Source organism: bacterium (assembly GCA_029210965.1).
Classification (GTDB): Bacteria; BMS3Abin14; BMS3Abin14; order BMS3Abin14; family BMS3Abin14; genus JALHUC01.
Genome location: JARGFZ010000050.1, coordinates 1,953 through 18,062, shown reverse-complemented (window position 1 = coordinate 18,062; position 16,110 = coordinate 1,953). Strand labels below are relative to the sequence as shown.

The 16,110-nt window shown below is 54.1% G+C and carries 17 protein-coding genes; 6 read left to right on the top strand and 11 right to left on the bottom strand.

Annotation, left to right across the window (positions count from 1 at the left end; genetic code table 11):
- Window positions 1–72: 72 nt before the first annotated feature.
- From P1S59_13045 to P1S59_13030, 4 genes are all read right to left on the bottom strand, one after another.
- A complete protein-coding gene (locus tag P1S59_13045) occupies window positions 73–1,449 on the bottom strand; it encodes a PhoH family protein (GenBank protein ID MDF1527168.1) in 1,377 nt (458 codons plus the stop codon).
- 318 nt (window positions 1,450–1,767) lie between these two features.
- Window positions 1,768–3,123: a tetratricopeptide repeat protein gene (locus tag P1S59_13040; protein MDF1527167.1), complete on the bottom strand. Its 1,356-nt coding sequence runs from the start codon at window positions 3,121–3,123 to the stop codon at window positions 1,768–1,770.
- 238 nt (window positions 3,124–3,361) lie between these two features.
- A complete protein-coding gene (locus P1S59_13035; protein MDF1527166.1) occupies window positions 3,362–5,029 on the bottom strand; it encodes a tetratricopeptide repeat protein in 1,668 nt (555 codons plus the stop codon).
- Window positions 5,030–5,379: 350 nt separating this feature from the next.
- Window positions 5,380–6,069 (bottom strand): DUF429 domain-containing protein, encoded by a 690-nt coding sequence (locus P1S59_13030; protein MDF1527165.1) that lies wholly within the window; start codon window positions 6,067–6,069, stop codon window positions 5,380–5,382.
- Window positions 6,070–6,299: 230 nt separating this feature from the next.
- Between P1S59_13030 and P1S59_13025 the strand changes: the two genes are divergently transcribed.
- Window positions 6,300–7,028 carry a tetratricopeptide repeat protein gene (locus P1S59_13025; protein MDF1527164.1) on the top strand — a complete coding sequence of 243 codons (729 nt, stop codon included), beginning with the start codon at window positions 6,300–6,302 and terminating at the stop codon, window positions 7,026–7,028.
- A gap of 250 nt (window positions 7,029–7,278) precedes the next feature.
- Here P1S59_13025 and P1S59_13020 read toward each other — a convergent pair whose 3' ends face one another.
- Both P1S59_13020 and P1S59_13015 read right to left on the bottom strand, forming a co-directional pair.
- Window positions 7,279–7,518, bottom strand: coding sequence for a hypothetical protein (locus tag P1S59_13020; GenBank protein MDF1527163.1), 240 nt, complete (start codon window positions 7,516–7,518; stop codon window positions 7,279–7,281).
- A gap of 286 nt (window positions 7,519–7,804) precedes the next feature.
- On the bottom strand, window positions 7,805–8,389 hold the full coding sequence (locus tag P1S59_13015; GenBank protein MDF1527162.1) for a hypothetical protein: 585 nt from the start codon (window positions 8,387–8,389) through the stop codon (window positions 7,805–7,807).
- Window positions 8,390–9,084: 695 nt separating this feature from the next.
- On the opposite strand from P1S59_13015, the gene P1S59_13010 reads away from it, so the two are divergent.
- The 5 genes from P1S59_13010 (at window position 9,085) to P1S59_12990 (ending at window position 12,147) form a co-directional block, all read left to right on the top strand.
- Window positions 9,085–9,744, top strand: coding sequence for an MBL fold metallo-hydrolase (locus tag P1S59_13010; GenBank protein ID MDF1527161.1), 660 nt, complete (start codon window positions 9,085–9,087; stop codon window positions 9,742–9,744).
- A 33-nt stretch (window positions 9,745–9,777) separates the two neighbouring features.
- On the top strand, window positions 9,778–10,485 hold the full coding sequence (locus tag P1S59_13005; protein ID MDF1527160.1) for a response regulator: 708 nt from the start codon (window positions 9,778–9,780) through the stop codon (window positions 10,483–10,485).
- Window positions 10,486–10,521: 36 nt separating this feature from the next.
- Window positions 10,522–10,803: a glutaredoxin family protein gene (locus P1S59_13000; GenBank protein ID MDF1527159.1), complete on the top strand. Its 282-nt coding sequence runs from the start codon at window positions 10,522–10,524 to the stop codon at window positions 10,801–10,803.
- On the top strand, window positions 10,800–11,294 hold the full coding sequence (locus tag P1S59_12995) for a ferredoxin-thioredoxin reductase catalytic domain-containing protein (protein MDF1527158.1): 495 nt from the start codon (window positions 10,800–10,802) through the stop codon (window positions 11,292–11,294). Before P1S59_13000 ends, P1S59_12995 begins: the two co-directional genes overlap by 4 nt.
- A 172-nt stretch (window positions 11,295–11,466) precedes the next feature.
- Entirely contained in the window at window positions 11,467–12,147 is a 681-nt protein-coding gene (locus tag P1S59_12990) for a response regulator (protein ID MDF1527157.1), read from the top strand.
- 224 nt (window positions 12,148–12,371) lie between these two features.
- On the opposite strand, the gene P1S59_12985 is transcribed toward P1S59_12990, so the two are convergent.
- From P1S59_12985 to P1S59_12965, 5 genes are all read right to left on the bottom strand, one after another.
- Window positions 12,372–12,755 carry a hypothetical protein gene (locus P1S59_12985; GenBank protein MDF1527156.1) on the bottom strand — a complete coding sequence of 128 codons (384 nt, stop codon included), beginning with the start codon at window positions 12,753–12,755 and terminating at the stop codon, window positions 12,372–12,374.
- A gap of 155 nt (window positions 12,756–12,910) precedes the next feature.
- Window positions 12,911–13,720: an AAA family ATPase gene (locus P1S59_12980; protein MDF1527155.1), complete on the bottom strand. Its 810-nt coding sequence runs from the start codon at window positions 13,718–13,720 to the stop codon at window positions 12,911–12,913.
- 151 nt (window positions 13,721–13,871) lie between these two features.
- Window positions 13,872–14,444 (bottom strand): hypothetical protein, encoded by a 573-nt coding sequence (locus tag P1S59_12975; protein ID MDF1527154.1) that lies wholly within the window; start codon window positions 14,442–14,444, stop codon window positions 13,872–13,874.
- A gap of 149 nt (window positions 14,445–14,593) precedes the next feature.
- On the bottom strand, window positions 14,594–15,601 hold the full coding sequence (locus P1S59_12970) for a DUF3187 family protein (protein MDF1527153.1): 1,008 nt from the start codon (window positions 15,599–15,601) through the stop codon (window positions 14,594–14,596).
- A gap of 83 nt (window positions 15,602–15,684) precedes the next feature.
- On the bottom strand, window positions 15,685–15,885 hold the full coding sequence (locus P1S59_12965; GenBank protein MDF1527152.1) for a hypothetical protein: 201 nt from the start codon (window positions 15,883–15,885) through the stop codon (window positions 15,685–15,687).
- Between the last annotated feature and the right edge of the window lie 225 nt (window positions 15,886–16,110).

The window sequence follows — 16,110 nt, the reverse complement described above, 5'->3', positions numbered from 1 at the left end:
CGTGCCATTCCCATTTATCCATATTTGCCACACAGTTAGCTCACATCTCATCACCATCATGAATAATGCGGGCTAGAGGATGGTGGCTGCCAAAGTGGCCAGACGGCTTCGTTCACCCTTGTCGAGGAAAATACTCGAGGAGATATCCTCGTCGGAGAGGCGGAACTTCTCGGAGGCGACTGCGAGCCCGTTATCGGTGGATGTCATGTAAGGGCTGTCGATCTGGTAAATATCCCCGGTGAGGATGATCTTTGTGTTCTCACCGGCCCTGGTGATAATGGTTTTGACCTCGTGAGGAGTCAGGTTCTGGGCCTCGTCGATCATGAAGATGCCGTTGGAAACGCTCCTCCCCCTGATGTAGGCCAGGGGCTGAACCTCAATGAGCTTGGCGTCGAACAGGTAATTCAGAGTGATGTCACCGGCCCCGTGTCCCAGGTCTTTACCCTTCCCGTGCCCGCCGTTGGCGAGGTTGTCTACTAAAAACTCCAGATTATCGTATATGGGCTGAAGCCATGGGCGCACCTTCTCAAATTCGGTGCCGGGAAGGGCCCCCGGATCCGGTCCCATGGGAATAATGGGACGGGCAATGATGAGCCGCTTGAACTGGCCCTCAAGAACCATGTCAAGGGCACACGCCAGGGACACCAGGGTTTTTCCACTGCCGGCGATACCCATAGCGAACACAAGGTCTGTGCGGGTGTCGAGGATGGCGTCCATGAGAAACCGCTGTTTATGGTTCCTCGGGCGGACCCCGAACACATCTTCCATCTTACCAAGCAAATGAAAGCTTCCTTTACCCCTTTCATCTTTTCGATACTGAACGAGGGCGCTCTGGTTCAGGTCTGCCTCGTTCTTGAGCAGAAGGTAGTCGTTGGAATAGGGCTTTAATTCACTTTCATCGCTCCGGTAGCCAGCCACAGGAAGAACCTTTACCTGGTAAAGGCTGTTGATATAATCCGAGGGAACGAGAACGTACAGGCTGTCCTCATCCACACTCGAGACGGTCATGTTATGATAGTAGTCATCCGACTCCACACCAAGGATGTTGGCCTTGATACGGACGTTGATGTCCTTGCTCACGACTACGGTAAGCTGCCTGGATTCCTTCTGAACACTTAACGCCGCGTTGAGGATCATGTTATCGGAGGCTGTCTTTGCCCCTACGATCTCCATCTCCCTGGGCAGCTTTATGTCCTCGTCGTAGAACCGGACAGAAAGCTTGCCGCCGTGCCCGGTCTCGACTCCCTTGAGCAGGTCTCCCTTGACCCGCAGGTCGTCAAGCTGCCTGGAAAACTGGCGTGCCGCAAACCCGCGCGGATCATAATGTCTCTTGAAATTGTCCAACTCCTCAAGAACAATGGAGGGAATAATGACGTTGTTCTCCTCGAAAGTCTCAAGGCAGTTGGGAGCATACAGGATGACGTTGGTGTCGATGACGAAATTCTTCAATGACGCTTCCCTTTCATGGAGCTGACAGTGAAGTGCAGTGGAGACCGCTCACTGGAAAAGCAGACCGTCTGCAGGGGCTGTGTCTGAACCCTCAGCTTCTCATCATACCGGCCAGGGCGTCCAGGGTGCGCACAGAGCGCATATCCTTATCAATGGGCTGGCCGTGAATCCATGAGCTCCAGGCAACCTCCGAAAGAGTGCCTTTGAAGCATTTATCGAGGCCCGCATGGGTAAATATATACCGTAATAGTTGAAACTGTAAAAGGGTCGGCTGGTTTTTTCTGAAAAACAACTGATGGTAACGGGAATAAAAAGGGATCAGGGGCTGACCCGGGTCAGGAGCTGCCTGGAGAGTTCAGGGTCAATTTTTTTGAGAGCCTCACAGATATCCGCAGCTGAGGTCAGATCCCCGCTGTGATAATATGTCAGGGCCAGTTCCCAGTAAGCGCGGCTGCAACTGGGATCCAGGCTTATGGCTTTTTTCAGGGCCTCAATGGCCTGACCATATTTTTGCTGCTCTCTAAGGGAAATTCCCTGCTGATGGTATGCCTCCGGCCTTTTCGGATCCATCTTGATAGCAACATAAACACCCGCAAGGGCTTCTGAATAATGGCCCATGGAGTTAAAGGTCTCCCCAAGCAGAGTATACGCCTCGTAGCTGTGTGGCCTGGCCCTGATCGCGGCCCAGGTGGAATCGAGAGCCTGCTGATATGCTCCCTGAAGCCGGTGGGCTCTTGCCAGATTCAGAAACGTCTCATAGGATGAATCTCCCAGCCGAACCGCCATGGTATAGGCATCTACGGAAGCTCCGTACTGACCGATCGCATCGTTACAACAGCCCAGAAGGAAAAAGGCCTCCTGCTGGAACCGCTCATCTTTGGTAGCCCTCATCAACCCCGGCATGGCAACTCCGTGCTGACCGGACCAGAAATAGGCAAGTCCCATCATGTAGGATCCCACCGTTGTCCCCTGCCAGTTTCCCTGCCTTTTTTCCGCCCAGGCCAGGTGCTCTTCAGGCCTTGCTTCTTCAGTCATGACCCTGGAGATCCTTCCCACCGGGACGGCCCATGCGGAACTTGCACCGTTTTCCAGCCTGAACATCACCACCGCTACAAGAACCCCATGCTCGTTGAAAATGGGGCTCCCAACCGTCGCAAAGGGAGAACCTATCCGGACGAGAGAGCCGTACAACGGAACCTTGCGGATATCCTCAATGTAGCCATCGAGAAAGGCACCAGGCTCACACCCCACACCGCCGCCCACCAGGATCCTCTCCCCCACTGCAGGCATAGGGGCCGATTTCTCAAGGTAGGCGAACCGTTCCGGGGGAAATTCGAGACCAAGACGTATGAAGTTACCTTCCACATCCTCCGCATACACTTTATCCACGAGGTAAGTATCCCGTGAAACGGTCGTTGCCTCGATGTAAAAACCGCCTTCGAGGAGGCTTCTGGGGGTGATGATGTGGCCTTCCTTATTAATAAAAAAGCCCCATCCCTGGCGCACAAAGATGCCCCGCCAGTCATAGACTGTGATCTGGGTAACGGAGAAACTCAGTCTTTTCCTCGCAACCCGACCGGGCCCCTGGAGGCTGGCGTGCAGATCCGCAGCTGTAATGGTGAGAACAAGCACCGCTGCCAGAGCAATTATGGTTGACCTATTGCCTCGGTTCATCATTTCCCGCCACGGAAAACAGGATCTGAGTCCCCCCTAAGGTGGCCCAGACCTTGATAGTTCTTGCATACTGTATGAGGATGTTCTCTTTAACCCTTAAGCTGCAGTTGCTTCAGGTGGAGCGACTCCACCGGCCCCTTCTCCAACGCCTTCTCTCCAGCACCTGAATGCATATAATAATAACAGCGTTTTACTCCAGGCGAAACCCCCTTCTCCAGCGAAGCATTGAATGGACTGTTCAGCCAGTGGAACTGAGGTCGATAATACGAAGAAGCTGTCCGGCAAGTTCTTTGTTTTGTCGGTAAAGCAGCTCGGCCTGCTCCCTGGCAAGGTCTATCCGGCCTTCCATACAAAAGGCTTTTCCCAGGTAGTAGACCAGCCATTGGGATTCCTCACATCGGTCAAGCCCTTCCTGAAGCATCTGGGCTGCATTAGAATATTGACCTTGTTTCATCAACGCCTTGCTCAGGCGGCAGTAGGCATTGGATCTCGACAGATCGAGACAAACAGACCGGCCCAAAGCAATCAAAGTCTTATCGGGAAAACCAGCACTGGAGTAGGCTTCTCCGAGGTTGTCCCAGGCATCCGTCATTTCTGGCTGCAGCCTGACAGCCTCCTCCAGTGCCGCAACGGCGCGCACCGGATCGCTGGTTCTCAGGTAAGCATACCCGAGATAGTTGAAGGCCTCAGCGTATTGCGGGTCGAGAATAGTGGCATTTAAGAACGATTCGATGGCCTTTTCGTATCGTGCAAGCCCCACATAGGCGAGACCTCTCTCATAGTGGGAACAGGAACAGTCCGGTTTCCTTTTTAGAGCCCTTTTGGCTTCGTACAGCGCTTTCCTGCGATCGCCCTTGAGGTTATTCAGATGAGCCATGAGAAGGTATCCGGACGGACTTGCTGGCTCCATCCTGATTACTTCCCTGCAAGCCGCCTCGGCCAGACCATGCTTTCCTGTTTCCATATAGGCCCAGGCGAGCTTCTGGTACGCCCAGCAAGGAGCAGAGCCACAGCCCACAGAGGCTTTCAAGGCCATGATAGCTTCGGGCAGCAGATCAAGAGCCAGATAGGCTTCCCCGAGCAGGGCCGGCACCTCTGCCTTTAGCACAGACCATGTCCCGACATGATCTTCGAGAAGGTCGAGAGTGACCTCCGGTTGGCCCTGCCAGAGAGCAGCGTGCCCCCCCATATACCTTGCGTAAGGGTTTTCGTCCCACCTGTCGTCCTTTCCCCTTGACCATACATCCAACGCTTTTTTTCGACCCCGCCCAACGGCAAGAGTCCTCACCCGCTCGTTGGATGCAACGAACCCTGAATGGCCGTTCCCGAACCGCATGACCACCATTCCCACCAGGGCGCCGTCAGAGCCAAAAATTCCTCCTCCTGGCGGAGGAACGGGTCGGGAAGTCTCCACATAATAAAGGCCTGCAAGGTCCGGCATCACTCTGGTGGCTGTAATGACAGATTCTACGCAAACTTGCTCACCACGGGCCGTCAGGTCGCTGAAAATTATCCGCTCACCCAACTGCGGGGTTCTGCCTTCCGTCAGCTGTTCCGAGGGCCCGGAGATGCTCGGCTGAAGACCTATGTTCGCCAGACCGGAGATCTCATCCACCCCATGAACCGTTACAACGGAAAGGGTGCTGCCATCCATCATGGTGGCTACGGCGCTGGCAGCTCCTTCAAGGGTACACATCGATACGATGGCCACACCCCGGGGCCCGACCACAAGACCCTGTCCCTGTTGAAGGAGCCTTGAATTGGCATCGTATGTTGTCAGATGAAAAACGAGATCAGAGACGCCTCTGGACAAGGCTTCCCCCGCCCCGGCTGATCGGGACAACGCAAGGATCAAGCAGGCAGCCAGGATAGCCGCCCGCAGACTGACTGGGAACCTCCTCCTCATGACCGCCTGGACTCCTTTCCTTTGTTGCGGTCCTAACTGAAGTATAGCTCGATTTTGGTGGTTTTTCCGAATAAGGGGAATATATCGACGTGGCGATGGATTGAAACGCAGAGTGCGCGACTTGTCACGGTGACTTATCACGTCGTAGCTAAAAGCGAAGACGGAAGCGATCCCGGTTACTATAAAGGCGATGTTTTTTACCACGGAGTTATGGAGACAGGCGGAGAAAATCTGATTCTGGGAAAACATCCAACAACGTCATTCCGGGTCTTCCCAATTTCGACCGTACAATAGTCCTACTTCCTTACTCTTCTTCCTGGCTCCTGGATACTGGCTCCTGGATACTGCTTTCAATACCATATCGCCATCTGCAGGCCCTTTTCATCCCTCGGCGGGTCGTCGGGAAGACACCCCGCCTCCCCACGGAAGAGGCGCATGGCAGTCCAGGCACAGGCGTAGGCATCCAGAACATCATCAGCAGTGGCCCTGGATGCCGGAAACCGTCCGAGCCCCTCCTCCACCTGAAAAAAGTACTGGTCGAGAAGGGCAATTCGCTCTTTCCGGCCTTCGGCTTTCTTCTTTCCAGCCCGGGCAGGGGACAATCCAGCCAGGGTAAAAAAGCTCACCTCAGGGTGGGCCTCCCGGATCCTGAGCTGAAGGTCCGGTATCATGATCTGGTCCAGCTCCCTCACCTTTGGCAGGATGCCGAAGGACTGCATATTGAGTCCGTACTCCCTGGCCTCTTCGAAGGTACTGCATTCAAGGGACGGCCTCACCGGGGGAGAAAAGACGCTGGAGGAGCGCGGCTGGCCCAGTACCTTCCTGGCAACACGGTCGCAATCCCTTCCTCCCTTTACAGGTTCAGCAAGAAGGCCTATGGGGATATCAACCGCAATAAAGCTGGGGGGAGAATCCAGCTCGGACAGCTCCCTGAAGCTTTCCAGCACGAGATGTTCCTCTTCCACTACCTCCTCATAGAAGGTCACAAGGACAGCCAGCCATCCTCCCGGGCAGCTGTCGACACCGGCTATGACTGGCATGGAGAGCCGCCGGCCAAGGGAGGGGGGGAGGGGGAGAGGGGGTGAGAGGGGGAAGAGCCGTGTCGGAGTATCGGAGTATCGGGGTGTCGGGGACAATGCTTCCGAACCCGCATTTTATTTGCATCAATTTTCTCATATTTCCGGCACACTTTCATTCTCTCAACATACCATAGGACGATGTTTCCATGTTATATGTATGAAAACAACAACCTGAGAGGGAGAATGGAAAGATGGACGACATGAAAGAACGTATCGAGGAACTTAAAAAAGCGGCCGCGGAGGGGGACGCCGGGGCTCAGTCACAATGGGGACTGCTTCTGGCCACGGGGGACAGCGTACCCCAGGATGTAGAGGAGGCACTTTCCTGGCTCAGGCGGGCGGCACAGCAAGGAGAGATGACCGCCATGTTCAACCTCGGCATCATACTGGAAAACGGCCTGGGCTGCGAGCCTGACCTGGATGAGGCGGCATTGTGGTACTGGCAAACTGCTGAGCTCGGTGATACCCAGGCCAAGATGAAGCTCGGCAAAATGCTGATAAAAGGCCAGGGCTTTACACCAGGCTCGCCAACCGTCCAGGCTATCGAAGCTTCAGCGGAAAAAGGGCACCCTTACGCCCAGTCCTTTTACGCCAAACTCCACCTGGACGGGGTTGGTGTAGAGCCGAATAATGAAATGGCTGAAAAGTGGTTCCGCCTTTCCGCGGCCCAGGGGGATGAGAGCGCCACATTTAACCTTGGCGAGATGATGGCCAACGGCATGACTGTCCTCACCCCGGAAGAGGAGCTGTCCCAGTGGTTCTTCGACCTGGGGATGAAGTATCTGCAGGCCGAGGACCTGGTTAAGGCCTTCGACTGCCTGGTGTGCATCAAGAGGATCGACCCGGAGAGCTTCCTGGCTCAGCGGCTGGAAGATGATATTGATAGAACGAACCAGAGCCAGCAGAGGCCCCGGGATTGAAAACAATCCGGGTGAGTGTAGAGTGCAGGGTGTAGAGTGCAGAGGGAGTGGCTCGTAGGTGCGTAGAGCGTGCGTGCGTGTGTGCGAGAAATAGCGGATCCCACAAGAGCAGAAAATTGATGACTTTTTGCGAAGTCATCAATTTTTAATCCTTTTCCCAATAAAAACGTTTCCTGGTCCTTTATCCTTTTTCTAAGCTCTCTCAATCGGACTAGCGCAGCCTCCGGGGACTCTTCATACCAGGTGGTCTCTATATCGGTCCTTGCTTTTGAAAAAGGATCTCGGTGTATTTTGTTGGGAAAAACCGTCTGAAGGCGAACCATGGAACCATTAGGACAGTGAGGACAGACAGGGTTAGAAGGGCCACAATCCGAACAACAGGCTGAACGACGCCTGGAAGATCTTCTGCCAGGGCGACACTGGTGTCAGTAATGCCTCTATAAAACCACCAGCCAGGCCCTTTGGTTGGTTTTTCTTCTTTTTGCCTCATTAAGATCTCCCCCAGTGCTAGATTTCCTCTGCGTTCGAAGGTTGCCCTCGCAATGACACCAGTTGTAGGCTGTTAGCCTTTTCCCCGATACACCGACACTCCGTTACTCCGATACGTTCCGAAGGAACATGGAGACCTCTCTCCGCGTCTCCCGCCTGCCCTGAGCTTGTCGAAGGGTGCATTCTGATTTTCGCACCCACGCAATCACGCTCCACGCATGCACGGAATTTCTTGCTGGCCCCTGGCTTTAGCTCTTCCCCCCACGCTCCCACGCCGTGTCCCCGTGTCACCGCGTCTCCGTGTCCAGTGATACACCCACCTGCCCTCTATTCATCTCCACATACCTCTCCCACCTCTTCAGCTGCTCTTTAAACGCTGCCTTTTTCGGCCTGAACCAGAAAAGCTGTACCACAGCTGCTGCTCCGAAGATGCCCATGAGGCGGGGATCCCCGGTGGCCAGGGACAGGAAGAGACCGAAAACAGCTACCGCCTCGGCCATGGCCCAGATCACGATGCCGAAAATAACGTGGGCCTGCAGGATGAGCTGGACACCTCGCTCTGGAACCTGGAGTTCCTTGAGCTGTTCGGCCGCATCAGGGCGCAGCCCCCAGGAGCCCAGATCCAGAATGCGGGGAAAGAGCCTCTCGTCCGAGAGGTTCTGGCGGAGTTTGATCTGGGCAAAGAAAAGACCGAAGCTCACAGCGCCCAGGGCCATGGTCACAGCCCCCCCTGGCTCCAGCCCCCCAGCCCTGGTTCGAACCATCCAGGCGATAGCCGCGTAAACGGCAACCGAGAAAATCATCCCACCCCATATGATCTGCAGCACCTTCATGCCTTTCTCATGGGGCATGGTTGTCAGGTCCTGGGCCATGTTTGTCCTCCCTTAATTTCGATTATTCGGATCCTAGTGTGGTAATTGGATACCACGATAAGCCTGAAAAATGGAACTATCTTAGATATAAATAAAGCTTTGGCGCTGAAGGCCACTTTTAAACCCTGAATTCCAGTTTAAATCTTACTGTGCAACCCCACGTTATTAGCATCGCCTTTATAGGAACTGGCCTTTACCCAGAATTAAGTCTTTCTCCTCGGTCCTCTGCGGTGCAGCCTATTGGTGGCTGCTCTGCGAAACCCTGCGTTAAGGCTTTAATCACTTTAAGATACTGGATTCCGGGCCCCCCGATTAGGGCATTCCAGGGCAGGCTTCACCCGGAATGACGGGCATGGCGGTTCCTACTTAGACACCTGATACCTTGACACCTGGTTGCAGTTTCCCTCCTGGCTCCTGGATTCTGGCTCCTGTTTTTCAACACCCTCCGCCCTCCGCCCTGCTCTTCCCCCCACGCCCCAAGCTCCCACGCACCACCTTCTCTTTGGACATTGGGCTTTGGACGTTGGACTGACCTTCCCCCGTGGACGGACGACAGATTGCACTCTATAATAGACTGAAAACAGTTAAGAAAAACCTTTTAGCGCTGGAGGTCGATCACGAAATTTGTTGCCCTATTATCCGTTTTCATTGCATTCGCTGTCATAGCGGGACCAGCTGCCGCAAAGCCTTTTCAGGTGGACAAGATATCCACCTCTTCCGGGGATCTGGAGATCACCTTTGTAGGGCACGGAACCCTCATGCTGGGTTTCGGCGGCAAGGTGATCCACATCGACCCTTACGGCAAGCTGACAAACTACGGAGAAATGCCGAAAGCGGACCTGATCCTCATCACCCACGATCATGGTGACCATCTGGACCCTGCGGCCATCGACGCCATCCGGAAGAGCTCCACGATCATAGTGACCAACCCTTCCGCTGCCTCAAAGATCCAGGGCGCCGTGGTTATGGAGAACGGACAGAAGAAAACCGTCATGGGTTTTCCCATGGAAGCGGTGCCAGCCTACAACGTGGTCCACAAGCGGGATAACGGTGAGCCGTTCCACCCCCCCGGACGGGACAACGGATACCTTGTTGCCTTCGGGGACAAGCGCCTCTATATCGCCGGGGACACCGAGAACATCGAGGAGATGAAAAGCCTCGGTCAAGTTGATGTCGCTTTCATCCCGTCCAACCTTCCCTATACAATGACACCGGAGATGGCAGCGGACGCGGCCAGGATGATCCTCCCTCGGATCCTTTACCCTTACCATTTTGGGGATACGGAGGTTGCCAGGATCACAGAGCTTCTGAGCGACATGCCCGAGATCGAGGTTCGAATCAGATCCATGAAATAGTCAGAGGGTGGAAACAACCTTCCGGGGGGCTTCATGGGTAGAATCTCTAAAAAGATCCTCATCGTTGAAGACGTACAGATGTTCGTTCAGATTCAGAAGACCCTGTTGAACCGACAGGATTTTACACTTCTTACAGCCAGATCGGGCCAGGGCGCTCTGGACGCGGCCAGGCAGGAAAAACCGGACCTGATCCTCCTGGATCTCTACATGCCGGATATGAACGGTTACGATGTTTGCAGGGAGCTTAAAAGCGATCCTGCCACCGAGCATATTCCAATATTGATCATTATTACCGGTGACGCTGAGGATCTCAAGGAGATGTGCATCGAGGCAGGATGTGACGGGCATCTTACCAAGCCTATCCGTAAGGACACTTTCATTCCGGCCATCGAAAGTCACCTTCAGGTACCCCCCAGGGGGCACTCAAGGGTCAGGATCCGGATCCCGTGCACCATCACCGACGAAGATGGGAAAAAAGAAGGGATCATTCACACCCTTACACCCAGGGGAGCGTTCATAGAGACCGATCCCCCGCTCCTGCCAGGGGAGATCCTTAATATTGACTTTACTCTCGATGATACCGGAGCAAAGTTATCTCTTCTGGCTGCCGTAAGGTGGTCGCGGAAGATGGGTGACAGCCACCCGGGCGGCGGCGGATGCGAGTTCACGGATATTGGGCCAGAGGAGCTTGATTCCATCAGAAGCTACCTCGCCCTCCGCTCCAACGACATAGAAGACTGATTCTAAAAAATACTATCGGAAAGGCAGGTGGAAACCGTGGAGATCGTACACATTGCCGGTGAAGATCGTGGAGAGATCCTGCTGTACACCTTGAGCACGTGCGTCTGGTGCAGGAAGATGAAAAGGTGGCTTGACGAAAAAGGCCTGGCGTACAGCTACGTGGATGTAGATCTTGAACCAAAAGAGGAAAAGAAAGTAATCATGGAGGAGGTTGAGCGCTGGAATCCCCTCTGTTCCTTCCCCACGGTGGTTGTGGACCAGAAAGAGTGTTTCGTAGGCTTTAAACCGGACAGGCTGTTGGAGCTTGTCGGTAAATGAAGGCCACTCCGACACCGGAAGAGATAGACGAGCTATATACGCGCCTCGGCTCAGAAGCCAGAGCCAGGGGCTATCACCTCAACCCCGACGAAGATTTCACCCGGGACATCGTCCAGGCCCTTCTGACAAATACAAAGCGTTACGGCTACCAGGCCTGCCCCTGCCGCCTGACCGACGGCGTACGTGATAAAGACCTGGACATCATCTGCCCCTGCGATTACCGGGACCCTGACCTTGCCGAGTTCGGCTCGTGCTATTGTGCCCTTTACGTTTCCGGAGAGATCGCCCGGGGGGAGAGGGAGGCGGAGCCGATACCGGAGAGACGGGGACACCCTTCGACAGGCTCAGGGCAGGCGGGAGACACGGGGAAGGATCTTGAATATCCGGTATGGCGATGCCCGGTGTGCGGGTATTTATGCGCTCGGGAGCACCCGCCGGAAAAGTGCTCGATCTGCGGGGCCGATAAAGACCGGTTTAAGCAGTTCCTGTAGGAATATCAGTATCGGGGTATCGGCGTGTCGGGGAAGGAGCTTTCAGCTGTCAGCTTAGGCTATCAGCTAAAAAGCGGCCCCTGTAGAAGCGGAGAGGGCTGATTCACACGGATTTACGGAACCACGGATTCACCAACTCACGGACACAAGTGTGGTCACAGGGAGGACATTCATGCGCACCATCAGCAGGCGGATCATTACCGTTGACGACATAAACGAATTCATCCAGAGAGAGGAGACCCTTTTAAGAAGAGAAGACCTGAATTTTGTGATCGTTAAGTCTGGTGAAGAAGCGCTTTTCAGGGCCCGAAACGATCTTCCGGACCTCCTGATCCTGAACTTTTATATGCCCGATGTGAACGGTTACCAGGTCTGCCGGAAACTCAAGGCAGACTCCGCGACGGAACACATCCCCATCCTGATCCTCACAACCCCTGTTGACGAGGACAATGATCCTGGCATCCTGACCGAAGCAGCGGGATGCAACGGATGCATCGAAAAACCGATCCAGCAGGATGATATGGTGCCCCTTATAGTAGAACTTATTGGGGTTCCCCCAAGGCGGCATCTGAGAACCGGGACTTCCCTACCGTGCAGCATCACGGATGAGGACGGGAAGAGGGACGGCACCATCCTGAACCTCACCCCCAACGGTCTCTGCCTGGAAACTGCTCCCGCTCCATGGCCGGGGGATATAGTGAAGGGGGAGCTGTCCCTGGACGGCACCCCTGCAACGTTCCAGATGGCTGTGCGGTGGTCGAGAGAAAGTGAAGATACCGGCCCTGGTCGAGCCGGGTGCGAGTTTCTGGGGGCGCCGCCTGAAGTGTTGGAGTGGTTGGAGGGGGAGAGCTAGCACGCAGAACACAGAACGCAGAACGCAGTAAACCTGGAAACGGGGAAGGGGGGAACGGAGAAACGGGGAGAATCCCCACATATCGGCGTGTCGGGGTAACGGGGAGAAGGCTAAAGTTCTTGCTCCTGCAAAAGCGGTAAAAGCCAGCTAACCACAGGGTACACAGCGCGGCCGGCTTAAAGGCCGCACCGCAGGGTTCCATTAAAGAATCAAATGTCCCGTTCTCACGGGAATTCGAAAAATTTGCGATTCCTTAATATTTCTTTCAACCTTCCCTCTGAGAAAAACAACCGCAAAAGGTCCATGTGGTTCTTGTCGTAAAAAAAGGACCAGATATTTTCCTTTTCGAGATTGGCCAATGCAGAATAAATATCCGAGGAATTAATGAAAAGGTCATCATGGTTTTCTGGATTTTTGTTATAGTAATACCAGATTTCCATTTTTGACAGGTGATCAATTACCTCCTGTTTGCTGCTCCCAATCACAAGAACATAAGCGGCCCTCTCCTTGACAATTTCATGGATATGGCGCGCTTTGACATATAAGGTGAATGCTATGGCCGAGGCTGCCAATAGTATTAAGATAGAAACTATTATGCGTTTTCTCATTTTTTTACGATTGCGTCCCTCCGCATCCTCTGCGGTTAATTGCTTTAAACGCTTTAACGGGAACTGAGATCGCTTCACATAGGTAACGGTTCGCGATGACGGGCGCAACTCTGCCTGTCCTGAGCAAGCAGAGCGCGTCGAAGGGCGTTAAAGCTTTAATCGCCTTTGGATGTACCACGCCTTCCTTCTGCGTGCTGCGTGCTGCCTGTCCCGAGCCCCATCGTGGGGCGTTCTGCCTTCTCACCAAGGAATTTATTTCGATCGCTCAGAAATTCCTTATAAACCTTATAGTACTCAGTATCTTCGTACTGAACTTCCACCGGCGGCGCCTTATCAAAGCTGTATATAGTCGCCCCCGGGCAAGCCAGGAGGATGGGGGAGTGGCTGACGACGATGAACTGGGCGTCCCCTCTTGCGGCTGCCTCGGTGAAAATCCTGATCAGCTTGACCTGGCTTGTCGGGGAAAGGGCCGTCTCAGGCTCATCCAGCAGGTAGAGCCCCCGGATGGAATAGCGGGCCCCGAAGTAGGAGAGGAGGGACTGGCCGTGGGACAGGTTCATGAGAGATTTGCCGCCGAAATACCTGAGCATGCCCGGGTCAGCAACGGCAAACTCATCGAGAGCCACGGAAAAATCACGGAAAATATCTGAAGAAAAGAAGGAGCCCGGCACGCTCCCGTTGCTCCAGGCAGCTTCAATGTAATTGTGCAGGTTATCCTCGTAGGGACTCTTGCAGTAACGGCGTCGGCGCTCCCCTTCCCAGATGTGGATGCCGCAGGCCCTGCAAATGGCGCGGAGGAAGGTGGACTTGCCTGTGCCGTTTTCTCCCGCGAAAAAGGTTATGGGGGCGTCGAGGGGCAGATGGAGCGTTTGTTTTACCAGGGGCAGGTTGAAGGGATAAAGGTCTGAGTCAGGATAGCGCTGGGCCTCGAACCGGATACCTTGAAGATGGGGTGCGAAAGACATCAATAGCTTTTCCTGACCTCAGGTCTTCTCAGTGCCCAAGCCCGGAATGACGTTGGTGGAGATTTTCCCATGTTTAGATTTCCTCTGCGAAACTTTGCGGTCCAGCCTGAAAATGGCTGCTCTGCGTAACCCTGCGTTAAAGTTTTTGAATTTATTCTGCGTCCTGCGTGCTGCCTGTCCCGAGCCCCGTCGAGGGGCGTTCTGCGTCCTTGTTTTTTACCGGTTCCGCGGTCATCTCCCCGTCACGGTTCAGCCGGATGCGGAAATCTCTTTTGGCAGAGCGGATCACAAAGGTATTCCACTCCTCCCAGACCAGGAACTCTATATTCCAGGCGAAACGCGTACCTTCACCCAGGGCGTATCCAAGGGTCACACCGTTAACGGAAAGGCTATTTTGGACTTTGATATCCTGGCACTTGCTCCCGGCAAACTCCAACTCCTCGATGACGATGTTGTCGTAGTTTGCGTACCCGAGGATCAGGACCCGGTAGGCCAATATGGAGCAGGCTCCCGGTTCAAGCACCCGGTAGACCGGCTCGAACTCGTGCTTAGGGCCTACAGCCACGAATCCAACGAAGGGATCAGCTGCCGGAGAGGAGAGAGTCTTGGTCTCCACAGCCACCGGGCCGGCCAGCGCCGGGGATGCCAGGATCTGGATCGCCAGGCAGGTAAGGAGCAATCCAGGACAAAAGATGTCGCCTAGAATGGTTCGTGTATCAGTCATGGCGGCTGAGTTTAGCACAAGTCTGGGGGGAAAAGCAGGGGTTTGGGGTATGTACACATAAGATACAAGGTTCAAGATACAAGGGGAAAGTAAACGCGAACCTGTCCCTTGTACCCTGTCCCTCATCCCTTGACCACCACCTGTGGTGGTCATATATTCTTCGAATAGCCGAAATGAAATCCAATGTCCGGGCTGTTATTTTGGATCAATACGTTCTCGATGATGGCAAATTCGAAGGCTCCACCGCTATCTGTAACGACCTTCATTCCCAGGTCGAATTCGGTTGAGGACTCGTCGAACTGCGCAAAGTCCTTAATGGTGCCCTCCGAATGAAACACCTGTGCAAGAAGGGAGTACCGATGGCTGATCTCCCATGCCAAGGCCACCATTCCGGTGAAAACTTCCTCCTTGAAATCCAGGTTCAGGACCTTTGTCTGTTCGAAGCGAGTTAGCCCTAAATGTAGACATGAGTACCAGTTTTCGGAAAGGCGCTTTGCAAGGCCAAGAGTAATGTTCACATCGAGCGGGTGCTCCTTGGTACCCCCGTCAGGGGCCTCCAGAGCATACCGGACTCCCCCCGAGATACCTGCAGCGGGAAGGCTCCCCTTGCCATGAAGAAAGACGTACTGAACCAGCAGGCTGATCGCCTTATTATCTAGCACCGTAAAATTTTCAATGACCTCACCCGTATCGAACCGCTTGAAGTAAGTCCTTCCTCTCGGCACGTCGGTGCGGCCGTTCTGGTCAATATTAAAAAGATCGTGAAACCCCTCAGTGAGACCATCCAGAATGCCGCCGAGATAATCCCGCTGATCGTACACCAACGCAAACCCGAAATCCTCATTGAAGCCGTAGGTGAGACTTAAATGAAAATCCAGCATCTCGTAATCAAGAATCAGGTCACTATTGTTGACCCAGATGCTGGACAGAGTCGTTCCCAGGACGTAACCGACTCCCGGCTTAATACTGCCAGGCAAAAGATGGGGCATGGTCATCCTGAAACTGTAGGCAGGGGCCTGGGGACGTATGTGGAGAAACCCCGGGTCGTGGCTCCTGTCTCCGGAATCTTCATGGGCAAAGCCGCAGGGAGGAGCCACCACCAAACTGGCAACGAAAAGGGAGAAGAGGAGGAGGCGAAGCCTAAAACCCCGGTTCATGGTAAGAGAGTTTACCACAGTGGAGGAGAACGGGTAAATTTTTTAGGTAAGGTTTGGTATTGGTGTTGGAATCTACACTGCGTTTAGCGTTCCCTGTCCGCCGTAGCTTTATGCGAAGGTGGATGCATTCTGCGTTCTATCTTTTCCTTGCACGGCTGGGATTTCATGACGTGCCTGCCAAACAGCTCACACCGTATGGCTGTGAAGGTCATGCAGGAGCGGGCACCATCCATCTCCTCTTTGGGGGCCGACGCATAGACACATTTCAGATCGCAGAATTGCATGGATCTCCCAACTTTGACAGGGTCGCAAAAAGTCCATTATTGGCTTTTTGCTCCTCGGAAAGCGAAAAACGTCGTTTCCGCTTTCCTCACGAATCAATGACTTGACATCCCACGTCATTGATTCGGGCGCCCCAAACGGGGGCGCGATGACAGGGTCGCAAAAAGTCCATTATTGGCTTTTTGCTCCTCGGAAAGCGAAAAACGTCGTTTCCGCTTTCCTCACGA

Coding starts and splice junctions, on each gene's coding strand:
- P1S59_13035 (MDF1527166.1), bottom strand. CDS start 5,029: ATGAGGAGGAGGTTCCCAGTCAGTCTGCGGGCGGCTATCCTGGCTGCC.
- P1S59_12975 (MDF1527154.1), bottom strand. CDS start 14,444: ATGACTGATACACGAACCATTCTAGGCGACATCTTTTGTCCTGGATTG.
- P1S59_12995 (MDF1527158.1), top strand. CDS start 10,800: ATGAAGGCCACTCCGACACCGGAAGAGATAGACGAGCTATATACGCGC.
- P1S59_12965 (MDF1527152.1), bottom strand. CDS start 15,885: ATGCAATTCTGCGATCTGAAATGTGTCTATGCGTCGGCCCCCAAAGAG.
- P1S59_12980 (MDF1527155.1), bottom strand. CDS start 13,720: ATGTCTTTCGCACCCCATCTTCAAGGTATCCGGTTCGAGGCCCAGCGC.
- P1S59_12970 (MDF1527153.1), bottom strand. CDS start 15,601: ATGAACCGGGGTTTTAGGCTTCGCCTCCTCCTCTTCTCCCTTTTCGTT.
- P1S59_12985 (MDF1527156.1), bottom strand. CDS start 12,755: ATGAGAAAACGCATAATAGTTTCTATCTTAATACTATTGGCAGCCTCG.
- P1S59_13030 (MDF1527165.1), bottom strand. CDS start 6,069: ATGCCAGTCATAGCCGGTGTCGACAGCTGCCCGGGAGGATGGCTGGCT.
- P1S59_13015 (MDF1527162.1), bottom strand. CDS start 8,389: ATGGCCCAGGACCTGACAACCATGCCCCATGAGAAAGGCATGAAGGTG.
- P1S59_13040 (MDF1527167.1), bottom strand. CDS start 3,123: ATGAACCGAGGCAATAGGTCAACCATAATTGCTCTGGCAGCGGTGCTT.
- P1S59_12990 (MDF1527157.1), top strand. CDS start 11,467: ATGCGCACCATCAGCAGGCGGATCATTACCGTTGACGACATAAACGAA.
- P1S59_13020 (MDF1527163.1), bottom strand. CDS start 7,518: ATGAGGCAAAAAGAAGAAAAACCAACCAAAGGGCCTGGCTGGTGGTTT.
- P1S59_13025 (MDF1527164.1), top strand. CDS start 6,300: ATGGACGACATGAAAGAACGTATCGAGGAACTTAAAAAAGCGGCCGCG.
- P1S59_13005 (MDF1527160.1), top strand. CDS start 9,778: ATGGGTAGAATCTCTAAAAAGATCCTCATCGTTGAAGACGTACAGATG.